Source organism: Streptomyces sp. AK010, assembly GCF_014207295.1.
GTDB lineage: Bacteria > Actinomycetota > Actinomycetes > Streptomycetales > Streptomycetaceae > Streptomyces > Streptomyces massasporeus.
In genome coordinates, this window is the sequence record NZ_JACHCX010000018.1 from 90,963 (window position 1) to 103,068 (window position 12,106).

Consider the following 12,106-nt stretch of genomic DNA (forward strand, 5'->3'; position numbering starts at 1 on the left):
ACATCGGCTCATGGCCGTCTACATCACCCTGGTCGCGGTCGTCACCGCCGTGTACATGACCGTCCCGGTGATGGTTCCCGTGATGTGGGCCGTGATGGGGCTGGCCGGAGTCGCCGCGATCCTGATCGGCACCCGCCTGTACCGGCCCGCCCACCAGTGGCCGTGGTGGGTCCTGGCGGCGGGCTTGCTCGTCTTCATCGCGGGCGACACGTACTACTTCGTGCTGGAGCAGTACCTCGGAGCCTCCAACCCGTTCCCCTCCCCGGCCGACGCCTGCTACCTGGCCATGTACCCGCTCATCGCGATCGGCCTGTCAGGGCTGGTGCGCCACCGGTGGGCCGACCGCGACCTGCCGAGCCTGCTCGACGCGCTGATCGTCACCGCCGGCCTCGCGCTGCCCGTGTGGGTCTACCTGGTGCAACCGCTGACCGTGGTGCAGGGCATGACCTGGCAGCAGAGGGCCATCAGCATCGCCTACCCCCTCGGCGACATCCTCGTACTGGCCCTGCTGGTCCGGCTGCTCACCCCCAGCCCGCTCGACGGGTCCAATCGCGCCGTACGCCTGCTGGTCGCCGGCACGGTCACCCTGCTGGTCACCGACATCGCCTACGGGATCCTGCAGTTGTACGACGTGTGGGAGACCGGCAGCTTCCTGGATCTCGGCTGGGTCGCCTTCTACACCGCCTGGGGCCTGGCGGCGCTGCATCCGTCCATGGTCGAGCTGACGGCCTCCGTGCCCCAGCGGGAGTCCCTGCTACCGCCGCCGCGCCGGCTGGTCATGCTCACCGTGGCCACCCTCATCGCGCCGGGGATCCTGCTCTGGGAGGGGCTGAGCGGTCACACCCGGGACGCCGCCGTGATCGCGGTCTTCTCGGGCGTGCTGTTCCTCCTGGTGATCCTGCGGCTGGCGGGGATGGTCGTGGCACACCGCCACGCGGTCACGCGCGAACTGGCCCTGCGGGAAGCGGCCGCGTCGCTGGTCTCCGCCTTCCGGCAGGAGGAGGTCCACCAGTCCTGCCGCCAGGCGGTCGACCGGCTGATGGGCCCGGACATCCCGCACCAAACCATGCTGCTGCCGACGGAGCAGGCGGCCGATCTGGGCGCCAGCGGCACCCGGCTGGTGAGCCGGGCCGCCCTCGACCCCGCAATCGCCGCCGGGCTGGACGGCCTGCCCTCGGTCCTGGCGTGTCCTATGACCCAGCCGGACCGGCCGGCCGGCGACGTGCCGGGCATCCTGCTGGTCGCCGCCCCCGAACGGCAGCTCAACGAGACCTGGGGCTCCCTGGAGATCCTGGCCTCCCACGCGGGCCTGGCCATGGAACGCGTCGCACTGCGCCAGGAGGTGGTCCGGCAGGAGAACGAGGCGTACTTCCGCACACTCGTCCGCAACGCCGCCGACGTCATCCTGATCCTGGAGGACGACGACACCGTCCGGTACGCCAGCCCGTCCGCGCGGACGGTGTTCGGCACCGACGAGCTCCTCGGCGTGTCGCTGCCGGACCTGGTGGATCCGAGTGACCGGCAGCGGGCCGCTCGGCAGCTGACGGCCGTACGGGAGCTAGGCGCGCGGGGCGGGCACGATCACTGGTGGGTCCGGCGCCAGGAGGGGCGCGTCGAGGTGGAGGTCCGGTTCAGCGACTTCCGGGACGAGCGGACCGTGTCCGGGCTGGTGGTGACGCTGCGGGACGTGACCGAGCAGCGGCGGCTGGAGCAGGAGCTGACACAGCGGGCCTTCCACGACTCCCTGACCGGGCTGCCCAACCGGACGCTGTTGCTGGAGCGGATCGAGCGCGCCCTGCTGCGCGGCCGCCGCGAGTCGACCCTGACCTGTCTGCTCTTCATCGACCTCGACGACTTCAAGCTGGTCAACGACACCATGGGGCACCGGGCGGGCGATCATCTGCTGGTCGCCGTCGCCAACCGGCTGTCCCGGGCGCTGCGGCGTACCGACACCGCCTCCCGGCTCGGCGGCGACGAGTTCGCCGTACTGATGGAGGACGCCAAGCAGCCCCTGGACGCCGAACTGCTGGCGGCGCAGGTCATCCAGACGCTGGGACGGCCGTTCGATCTGGCCGACGAGTCGGTGACGGTGTCGGCCAGCGTGGGCGTGGCCACGGCACGTGACAGCACGGACGCGGAGCAGCTGCTGGGCCATGCCGATCTGGCGCTGTACGCGGCGAAGGCGGCGGGCAAGAGGCAGTGGCGCCGCTTCAAGCCCCTGCTGCGCAGCCGCATGGTCGAACGGCACGATCTGCAGACCCAGCTCGCCCAGGCGGTCGCCGACAAGGCGTTCGGGCTGCGCTACCAGCCGGTCGTGGACATCACCGGGGGCGAGGTCGTCGGGTTCGAGGCGCTGGTGCGCTGGCCGGACGAGCGCCGGCCTGCCGTCGCCCCGCACCAGTTCATCAGCCTCGCCGAGGAGACCGGGCACATCGCCGCGCTGGGCTCGTGGGTGATGGAGAACGCGGTCAACGACATCGTGGGACTGCAACGGCTGCCGGGCCCCGCCCGGCCGCCGTACGTCAGTGTGAACGTCTCCGCCCGTCAGTTCCGCGACGCCGGGTTCATCGAGCAGGTCGGTGAGGCACTGAGCACACCGGGCCTCGAACCGGGATCGCTGCAACTGGAGCTGACGGAGACGGTGCTGCTGCAGCGCGACGACCGGCTCCAGACGGTGCTGACCACGCTGAAGGAACTCGGGGTGCACATCGCGGTCGACGACTTCGGCACCGGCTTCTCCTCGCTGCGCTACCTGCAGGACTTCCCCATCGACGTGCTGAAGATCGACAAGTCGTTCATCGACAACATCGCGCGTGACGCCCAGCAGGTCGCCCTGGTCGAGGGCATCGTGCGGATCGCGGACACGCTGGGCCTGCAGGTCATCGCGGAGGGGATCGAGGACACCGCGCAGCGGGATCTGCTGGTCGGGATGGGGTGCCGGTTCGGGCAGGGGTACCTCTTCGCCCAGCCGATGACGGTGGAGCAGAGTGCGCAGGTGCTGCGGGAGCCGACCGTCCGTCCGTTCGCGCCGGCCCGCACCCCGCGGCCCCGGATCGAGGCCGCCCGGGGACGCCGGGAGGCGCGCTGGGCGGACCTGGAGCATCTGCGGCGCACCAGCCCGATGAGCGACGCCGTCCTGGACGAGGTCCGCGGCCGGCACATCCGCAGCGGCGACCACTGGCTGATCGACTTCGCGTCGTGCAACTACCTGGGCTTCGACTGGGACCCGGAGATCATGGATGCGGTCGATCCGGCTGTGCGCCAGTGGGGCACGCACCCCAGCTGGTCGCGGCTGCTGGGCAGCCCGCGCCTGTACCCCGACATCGAGGAGCGGCTCGCCGCACTGCTGGGCGCGCCGGACACGCTGCTGCTGCCGACACTGACGCTGGTCCACTCCTCGGTGATCCCGGCCATCGTCGAGGACGGCCATGTCTTCGTGGAGGCGACCGCGCACCGCACGGTGTACGACGGCTGTGTGGTCGCCCGGGCCCAGGGCGCGACCCTGCACCGCTTCCACGCCGAACGGCTCGACGAGCTGCGCACACAGCTGGCCGGCGTGCCGCCGGGGACACCGCGGCTGGTGTGCCTGGACGGCGTCAACAGCATGAGCGGCAACATCCCCGACCTGCCCTCCCTGGCGGCGGTGTGCCGCTCCGAGGGCGCGACGCTGTACGTGGACGACGCGCACGGCTTCGGGGTGATCGGGGAGCGCCACCCGGCCGAGACGTGCCCGTACGGCATGCGCGGCAACTGCGTGGTGCGGCACACCGGAGAGTCGTACGACGGGATCGTGCTGGTCGGCGGCTTCTCCAAGGCGTACTCGTCCTTGCTGGCGTTCCTCGCGCTGCCGTCGGAGCTGAAGAACCGGCTGAAGACCGCGGCGGCGCCCTACCTCTACTCGGGGCCGTCACCGACGGCGTCCCTGGCGACCGCGCTCGCCGGCCTGGACGTCAACGAGCGCCGGGGTGACGTGATCCGGGCCGACCTGTACCGCAAGACGGTCCGGGTGCTCGACCACCTGGAGGGCATGGGGGTGAGCACCCTCAACTCGGACCGGCTGCCGATCGTGGAGGTGCCGCTGGCGAACCCGGCCGACCTGGACGCGGTCGCCGCGTTCCTGTGGCAGGAGGGCGTCTACGTGACGCTGGCCTCCTACCCCCTGGTCCCGCGTGACCGGGTGGGGTTCCGCGTCCAGCTCACCACCCTCAACTCCGACGAGGACATCGACCACCTGAACGGGACCCTCGACCGGTTGTCCGAGCGTTTCCCGCTGCGGCTGATGGGCTAGCCGGCCATGACGACGCACAACGACGACGTGGACTGGGACCGCTGGCCGGTCGCCGACTACCTCGCGGAGAACTACCGCGAGGTGCACCCCTCGGACGCGGCGGTCATCGCGCACCACTCCGCGTTCTACCGGGGCTTGCCACCCGGCGGGATCGCCCGCTCGGTGGAGTTCGGCGCGGGCCCCAACCTGTACCCGCTGATGCTCGCGTCCGCCGCGTGCCGCAGGATCGACGCCGTGGAGGCCGGAGCGGGCAACGTCTCCTACCTCGAGGACCAGATCTGTCACCGGCTGGACGCGAGCTGGCTGCCCTTCCACGAGCTGTGCCGGCGGCTCAACCCCGGAGTGCCCGCGACGCTGGCCGGTGCGCTGGCCCCGGTGCACATCGTGCACGCCGACGTCCGGGCGCTGCCGCCGGGCACGTACGAACTGGCCTCCATGCACTTCGTCGCCGAGAGCGTGACGGAGGACTTCGCCGAGTTCGCCGACCTCTGCCGCACCTTCGTCCGCACCGCCCGGCCGGGCGGCTACCTGGTCGCCGCGTTCATGGAGAACATGCCGACGTACCGCATCGGACCCGTCTCCCGCTGGCCGGGCTGTCCGGTGAGCCCGGCGACCGTCACGGAGGTCTTCACGCCCCTGACCCGGGACCTGGACGTCACCCACATCGACATGGACCCGACGCTGCCGGACTACGGGGACTCGGGGATGGTGCTGCTCACAGGGGTGGCGGAGGCGGTGTAGTCCGTGCGGGTCAGCCGTCCGACCCCGGACGGAACCTCCGGCGCAGCACCACTCCCCCGGCCACCAGCGCCGCGCTCGCCGCGATGACCTGGAGGGTGTGGTCCGTGCCCGTGTGCGCCAAGGCACCCCTGGCGTGCGGGACGGTGCGCGGGGCGGGTTCGGGGGCCGGGTTCGGCCGGGGCGGCGGGGTCGGCTTCGGGACCGGCTTCGGGACCGGCTTCGGCGGGTGCTGGGGGCGCACGGGGCGCTGGCCGCCGGGCGTGTTCGAGGAGGCGTTGCCGGTGGACGCGTTGCCGATGCCGACCACGTTCACCGAGTTGCCCGTGACGTTGGCCGGGAGGTCGACCGGCAGCTGCACGCCGTTGCCGGAGATCACGCCCGGTGAATCCGTTCCGCCGCTCTCGGCGACCGCGCCGCCGGACCGGCCCGGCCGTCCGCCCCGTCCGTCGTCCTGGTTCGCACAGCGGTTGCCGGCGGCGGGGTTCAGAAGCCCCACCACGTTCACGGTGTTGCCGCACACGTTCAGCGGAGCGTGCACCGGCAGCTGGACGGTGTTGCCGGAGACCGCCCCGGGCGAACCGGCCGTCGCGCCGTCCGCACCGGAATGGGCGTACGCGGGGACGGTCACGGCCATCGCGCCCGAGGCGGCGGCGACGGCGATCACTCCGTTTCGGGTAACCCGTCTCATGGGACCCCTGCCTTCCAGACATCGTCGCGGGCACTCACCCGCACCGGATAGAACGCGGGGGATCCGGTGCGAGTTATGGCTTATCCGTCTTTCACCCCATCGAGCGGCCCGGTTGTCGAACTAGCGGTAAAGCCCTTCGTATGCGGGCCCCAGGACCCCGCCCGCCCGGAGGCGCGGCTTCCGGGGCCCGCTTATGGTGAGCGAGGGCGCCGATCCCGGTCCGCTGCGGGGCGCCCCGCGTCCCTGGAGGCACCGATGCTGGCCAAGCTGTCCACGCGCCCCTCGATACGGCGCTGCGCGGTCACCGGCACGGCCGGGCTGGCCCTGCTGGGCACGGCACTGCCGGCCGCCGACGACCCGCCGCCCGGCCTCACCCGCTTCTACGAGCAGAAGGTCACCTGGTCGAGATGCTCGGGCATGGACATGCCCAAGGACCTCCAGTGCGGGAAGGTCACCGTCCCGCTCGACTACGCCAAGCCGGGCAAGGGGACCCTCGACATCGCCGTCGCCCGCTACCGGGCCACCGGCAAGTCCCGGGGCTCGCTCCTGCTGAACTTCGGCGGCCCCGGCGGCCAGGGGGTGGCCCAACTCGCCATGGGCGGCAAGGACTTCATGGGCCTGACGAACGGCTACGACGTCGTCTCCTTCGACCCCCGCGGCGTCGGCCGCTCCTCGCCCGTCAGCTGCGGAAACGCCTCGGAGGGCGCCCTGGACGCGACGGACGGCAACGCCGACGTGACCGACCCCCAGGCCGTGCTCGAAGAGCTGCGGGCGGCGGCCACCGAGTGCACCGAGCACTCGGGCCCGGTCCTGCCCCACATCGGCACGGTCAACGCCGCCCGCGACCTGGATGTCATGCGGGACGCGCTCGGCGACGACAAGCTCAACTACCTCGGCTTCTCCTACGGGAGCCGGCTCGGCGCGGTGTACGCGGCCCAGTACCCCGAGAACGTCGGCAGGATGGTGCTGGACGGCGTCGACACGCTGACCGAGCCGCTGGCCGACCAGGGCGTGGTGAGCGCCCGGGGGCAGCAAACCGCCCTGGAGAGCTTCCTGACCTGGTGCACCGAGGACATCGCCTGCCCCTTCGGGCGGAATCCGCGGGAAGCCCGGGAACACGTCGTCGAGGTGGTGGAGTCGCTCGACAGGGACCCGCTGCCGACCGACTTCGGCGAGGCGTTCACCGGCCAGGACTTCGCGGGCGCCCTCGGGCAGGGCCTCTACAGCAGGGAGCTGTGGCCCTCGCTGCAGCGGGCCATCGGCCAGCTGCTCGAGGACGGTGACACGCGCGGCCTGGAGACGTTCCTGTCCGGGGGCTTCACCCTCCCGTCGCGGCGCGGCCCGCACGCCGGACTCACCGACCCGGCCGACGTACCCCTCGACAACCTGCCCGCGGCGCTGATGGCGGTCAACTGTGCGGACGATCCCGACCGCCCCGCCGCCGCGCAGGTCACCGAGGACCTCGGCCGGCTGCGCGCCCGCTACGAGCAGGCGTCACCGGTCTTCGGCCGCTACCGGCTCACCCAGGTGCTGATGTGCTACGGCCGCCCCAAGGGCACCGACTACATCCGCCACGACGTCAAGGACGTCGACTCGCCGAGGATGCTGCTCGTCGGCACCCGGGGCGACCCGGCCACGCCGTACCGCTGGACGGTGGAGACCGCCAAGCGGCTCGGCTCGTCGGCCGTGGTGCTCGACAACCGGGGCGAGGGCCACACCGGCTACGGCTCGTCCAAGTGCGTGCACAGCAAGGTCGACGCGTTCCTGTTGTACGGAACGCTTCCGCCGGACGGCAGTTCCTGCGGCTCCGACCGCGACGACGAGTGAGATCGATTGCCCCAAATGCCCTCATGGCGAATTCGCTCTATCGTTCTGTCATGGAGAGCGTTCTGAGTCCCGCGACCCTTGCCGAGCTGCGGCGCCCGCGCCCCTACCCCGCGGTCTCCGTGCTGACGCCGACACACCGGCGCGATCCCCACAACGCCCAGGACCAGGTCCGGCTGCGCCACGTGGTGGCCGAGGCCAAGAGGCAGCTGGAGGCCGATCCGGCCGTCACCCGCGAGCGACGCGCCGAGGTCGCCGGACACCTCGACCGGGCCCTGTCCGAGGTCGACCTGGCCCACACCGAGGACGGCCTGGCGATCTTCGCCGCCCCCGGCGAGCACCAGGTGTGGTCACTGGCCAGGCCCGTACCCGAACGCGTGGTGCTCTCGGACACCTTCCTCACCCGCAACCTGGTGTCCGCACAGACGGCCGGGCGCCCCATCTGGGTCCTGTCCCTCGCCGCGGACCGCGCCACCCTGTGGAACGGCGGCGTCGACCGGGTCACCGAGGCCCGCATCGGCGGCTTCCCGCTGACCCGGCGCGTGGAGAACTTCGACCCCGAGCGGCAACAGCGGATCGGCGACACCCCGAGCGCGTTCCGTGAGGAACGCACCCGCCAGTTCCTCCGCGAGGCAGACACCGCGATGAACGCCGTACTGCGCGACCACCCCAGAAAGCTGTACGTCACCGGTGAACCGGCCGCCCTGTCCCTGCTGGACGAGGTCGGCGGCACCGCCCGCAGCGCCGTGCACATCCCGCACGGCGGACTCGCGCACGGGACCCCCGAGGTCGTGTGGCAGGCCGTGCGCCCGGTCGTCGAGGCGGAGGCCCGCAGAAGCACGGACGCCGTGACCCACGCCCTCGAAACGGCCCGCGGGCGACGGGAGTTCGCCGCCGGTGTCGACGAGCTGTGGCAGAGCGCCCGGGACGGCCGCGTCCGGCTGCTGGCCGTCGAGGAGAACTACCGCGTGACGGTCCGCGACGCCGGGGACCATCTGATCCTCGCCGAGAGCGGCGACCTCGACTCCCGCGAGGACATCGTGGACGAGATCGTCGAGCAGTGCCTGGAGACCGGCGCCGACGTCCGCTTCGTACCGGACGGCACCCTCGGGGAGGCGGCCGGCATGGCCGGGGTGCTGCGGTACTGACCGGAGCTCCGGCCGGTACCCCCGGCCGGCACACGACGGCCCTGGAGCCGCCTGCGCAACGGGGCTCGAACGCAGGGACGTCGAACACCCGGATCGGCCCGGCGCCATCGCCCCGACGAATCGTCAAATGCCCTGTGTAATCTACGACTTGGATCTCCGGGTGGCGCGCTCCGCGGCTACCTCGGAGTAACTCCGCGAGACTGTGGCATATGCCAGAAGCACCACCGTATCGTGTGTCGCCGAATCCCTTACAGGGCGTCGCGGGCTGTGCAACAGTCGTAGCGGTCCCTCCCTCCGCCTTGGTCGTACCGTCCCCGCATCGGAGTGCGTCATGCCGTCCCACCTCTCCGCGGACCGTCCAGCCGCCCAGCCGCCAGGACGGGGCTCGGTCGACGCGCTCATATCGCAGACTCGGCGGCTCAAGGGCGACGTGGACGCGGTGCGCCGCGACGCCGCGGGAGAAGAATCGGACCACCCGCGCGAACGCTGGCAGCGCGCCCTGTACGACCTCGCGCTGCACCAGCTCAGCGACCTCGACGAGCACCTGGCCCAGCTGCGGGACGGCCCCCTGCCCACGGCGGCCCCGGAACCTCCCGCCCCCTCACAGGGCTCCCTGCTCAGCCGGGTCGGCAGCGCCGAGTGGAACCTGCTGACGGACGAGGCCAGTTGGTCCGGGGAGCTCTACCAGATCCTGGGCCGCGACCCGGCCGCTCCCCCGCTCACCCTCGACGAACTGCCGTCGCTGGTGGTGGACGAGGACCGGCCGACGTTGACGGCCATGGTCACCGACTGCCTCGTAGACGCCCGCCCCATCGACGGCGAGTTCCGCATCGCCCGTCGGGGCGGCGACGTACGGACCGTGCACATGATGGGCGAACCGGTGCTCGACACCGACGGCAGCACCGCCTCGATGTGGGCCGTGCTGCGCGACGTCAGCGAACTGCGCCGCAGCCAGCGGGTGGTGAGCGAGACCCGTGACTCGCTGCACCACCGGCAGGAGGCCGCGCGCAGCGAGCACCGGCTCGCGGTCGAGCTGCAGGAGGCCGTGCTGCCCCCGTGGCGCGGCTCCCTGCGACTCCCGCACCGAGGCCCCAGGACCCTCGACCTCGCGTCCCGGCACCTGCCGGCCTCCGCACACACGATGATCGGCGGCGACTGGTACGACGCGCTCGAACTGGCCGACGGCGAAACGCTCCTCAGCGTCGGTGATCTCACCGGCCAGGGGGTCGGCGTCACGTCGAACATGACCATGCTGCTCGGTGCCGTACGCGGCATGGCCATGGCCGGTGCCCAGCCGGGGCCCTTGATGGCCTGGCTGAACCAGTTACTCGACGCCACCGTGCAACCCGCCCTGGGCAGCGCCGTCTGCTGCCGCTACCGGCCCGCCACCCGCGCCCTGGTGTGGGCGCAGGCCGGACACCCCGCCCCGCTGCTGTTCCGCGACGGGACGGGGCGCTCGCTGAACGCCCCGGACGGCGTCCTGCTCGGCGCCACCTCGGGCGCCGTCTACGGGCAGGCCGAAGAGACACTCCAGGTGGGCGACCTGCTGCTCCTGCACACCGACGGGCTGGTACCCGGGCACACCGGGTCGGCGGCCGCGAACCTCCTCCTCGGCCTGGCGCCACGCCTGGCCGGGAACCGCACCGCGGAGGACTGCGTACGGACCGTGGTCGAGGAGTTCGGCGCGAGCGAGCGCGAGGACAACGCCTGTGTGCTCGCCGCCAGGGTCATGTCTTAGGAATCTCAGGCCTGTGCGCGGCTGCCGCCCCTGCCCTTCGTCTTCGGCAGGGCGAGCTTGATCTCCTCCCTCAGCTCCTGGATCTTCGGGTAGCCGGAGTACTCCGCGGTGAGCCGGTACATCTGGCGGAGCCGGTCCCAGGTGCGGTGGGAGGAGTTGGATCCCATCGACACCAGAGCCAGTCGCGCGTACCGGTCCGCCTGTTCGGGGTCGTCGGCGATGAAGCAGGCCGACGCCATCGACAGGTAGTCGAAGATCTTCGACCGCTGCCGGCCGTCGACCCGCAGGGCGAGCGCCTTTTCCGCGTAGTGCTGGGCATGGGCGGCCGCGCCCGGCTCGAACTCGGCGAGCGTGCGGTACGCCAGGGCCTGCATGCCGTAGAGGTCCTCCTCCTTGAAGGTCTGCATCCAGTCCGGCGGCGGCACGTCGGCCTTGTCGGAGACGAACAGGTCCTCCGCCCGCCCGAGCGTGCGGCGCATCGCCTGGCCCTTGCCCATGGATGCCTGGGCCCAGGCCTCGATGGTGTAGAGCATCGCCCGGGTACGGGGCAGCACCTCGTCACCGGAGCCGGAGGTGGCCAGCTTCATCAGGTCCAGGGCGTCGTCCGGCCGGCCCAGGTGCACCATCTGACGGGCCGCGCGGGACAGTGCCTCGCCCGCGCGGGGCCGGTCCCCGCCCTCTCTGGCCGCGTGCGCTGCGATGACGAAGTACTTCTGGGCCGTGGGCTCCAGGCCGACGTCGTGCGACATCCAGCCCGCGAGGACGGCGAGGTTGGCGGCGACGCCCCACAGGCGGCGCTGGAGATGGGGTGGGTGACGGTAGGCGAGCATGCCGCCCACCTCGTTGAGCTGGCCCACCACGGCCTTGCGCTGGAGCCCGCCGCCGCGGGCCGCGTCCCAGGCACGGAACACCTCGACCGAGCGCTCCAGTTCCTCGATCTCCTGCGACCCGATGGGGGCGGCCTCGTAACGGTCGAACCCAGCGGGGTCGGCGTGCAGGGGGTGGTCGAGGTCGGGGGCGTCGGCAGCCAGGGAAGGGTCGGAGTGCAGCCAGTCGTACATGGCGTTGCTGAGTGCGGATCCCGCGGCGAGCGCGGCGCCCGCGCCCACCAAGCCGCGTCGGTTGAGCATGAGGTCCATTCCCGTGAATTCGGTGAGGACCGCAGCAGTCCGCTCGGGCGCCCACGGCACACCGTCGGGAGCATCGGCGCTCCCGCCGCCCTGCCGTTTCCCCGCACGCCCGTGCCGGACCAGACCGAGGTCCTCGATGGTCACGACACGGCCGAGACGCTCGGTGAACAGAGCCGCCAGCACCCGCGGCACCGGATCGCGCGGGATCTCTCCCGTGTCGATCCACCGCCGCACCCGGGAGGTGTCGGTCGACAGCTGGGGATGGCCCATGGCCGCCGCCTGCCGGTTGACCAGCCTCGCGAGTTCGCCCTTGGACCAGCCGGCCAGGCCGAACAGGTCCGCGAGCCGGGTGTTGGGTTGTCCGCTCACGTCAAGCCCCCAGGTTCTCGGCTGAGTTGACAGTAGCCCGGGGAGACTTGCCGGGCGACTATTCGCCAGGGTTCGCCAGGGTGCGCCAGATGGTGTGCCACGGGACAGACGGTGTCAGGTAGGAAAGCGCCACCCCGACCCGGTCGCCGGGGACACTCCCCAGGGTTTCCCCCGGGCGCC

The 12,106-nt window shown here is 71.8% G+C and carries 7 protein-coding genes; 5 read left to right on the forward strand and 2 right to left on the reverse strand.

Annotated elements, in window-relative coordinates:
* Positions 1–10 precede the first annotated feature (10 nt).
* Both HDC93_RS29185 and HDC93_RS29190 read left to right on the forward strand, forming a co-directional pair.
* The gene (locus HDC93_RS29185) at positions 11–4,288 is read left to right on the forward strand and encodes an aminotransferase class I/II-fold pyridoxal phosphate-dependent enzyme (RefSeq protein ID WP_185013893.1); all 4,278 of its coding nucleotides are present in this window, start codon (positions 11–13) and stop codon (positions 4,286–4,288) included.
* Positions 4,289–4,294: 6 nt separating this feature from the next.
* On the forward strand, positions 4,295–5,029 hold the full coding sequence (locus HDC93_RS29190) for a class I SAM-dependent methyltransferase (protein ID WP_185013838.1): 735 nt from the start codon (positions 4,295–4,297) through the stop codon (positions 5,027–5,029).
* Between the two features lie 10 nt (positions 5,030–5,039).
* Here the strand turns inward: HDC93_RS29190 and HDC93_RS29195 are convergent, their stop codons facing one another.
* On the reverse strand, positions 5,040–5,717 hold the full coding sequence (locus tag HDC93_RS29195) for a chaplin (protein ID WP_185013839.1): 678 nt from the start codon (positions 5,715–5,717) through the stop codon (positions 5,040–5,042).
* A 255-nt stretch (positions 5,718–5,972) separates the two neighbouring features.
* Between HDC93_RS29195 and HDC93_RS29200 the strand changes: the two genes are divergently transcribed.
* The 3 genes from HDC93_RS29200 to HDC93_RS29210 all read left to right on the forward strand — a co-directional run bounded on the left by HDC93_RS29200 (position 5,973) and on the right by HDC93_RS29210 (position 10,427).
* Complete coding sequence (locus HDC93_RS29200; RefSeq protein ID WP_185013840.1) at positions 5,973–7,544, forward strand: alpha/beta hydrolase; 1,572 nt, start codon at positions 5,973–5,975, stop codon at positions 7,542–7,544.
* A gap of 50 nt (positions 7,545–7,594) precedes the next feature.
* The gene (locus tag HDC93_RS29205) at positions 7,595–8,689 is read left to right on the forward strand and encodes a chemotaxis protein (protein ID WP_185013841.1); all 1,095 of its coding nucleotides are present in this window, start codon (positions 7,595–7,597) and stop codon (positions 8,687–8,689) included.
* A gap of 331 nt (positions 8,690–9,020) precedes the next feature.
* A complete protein-coding gene (locus HDC93_RS29210) occupies positions 9,021–10,427 on the forward strand; it encodes a PP2C family protein-serine/threonine phosphatase (protein ID WP_185013842.1) in 1,407 nt (468 codons plus the stop codon).
* Between the two features lie 5 nt (positions 10,428–10,432).
* On the opposite strand, the gene HDC93_RS29215 is transcribed toward HDC93_RS29210, so the two are convergent.
* Complete coding sequence (locus HDC93_RS29215; protein WP_185013843.1) at positions 10,433–11,926, reverse strand: hypothetical protein; 1,494 nt, start codon at positions 11,924–11,926, stop codon at positions 10,433–10,435.
* Positions 11,927–12,106: the final 180 nt, after the last annotated feature.

What these genes read in the sequence shown, in the direction of transcription:
- HDC93_RS29185 (WP_185013893.1), top strand. Translation starts at nt 11, where the DNA reads ATGGCCGTCTACATCACCCTGGTCGCGGTCGTCACCGCCGTGTACATG.
- HDC93_RS29190 (WP_185013838.1), top strand. Translation starts at nt 4,295, where the DNA reads ATGACGACGCACAACGACGACGTGGACTGGGACCGCTGGCCGGTCGCC.
- HDC93_RS29195 (WP_185013839.1), bottom strand. Translation starts at nt 5,717, where the DNA reads ATGAGACGGGTTACCCGAAACGGAGTGATCGCCGTCGCCGCCGCCTCG.
- HDC93_RS29200 (WP_185013840.1), top strand. Translation starts at nt 5,973, where the DNA reads ATGCTGGCCAAGCTGTCCACGCGCCCCTCGATACGGCGCTGCGCGGTC.
- HDC93_RS29205 (WP_185013841.1), top strand. Translation starts at nt 7,595, where the DNA reads ATGGAGAGCGTTCTGAGTCCCGCGACCCTTGCCGAGCTGCGGCGCCCG.
- HDC93_RS29210 (WP_185013842.1), top strand. Translation starts at nt 9,021, where the DNA reads ATGCCGTCCCACCTCTCCGCGGACCGTCCAGCCGCCCAGCCGCCAGGA.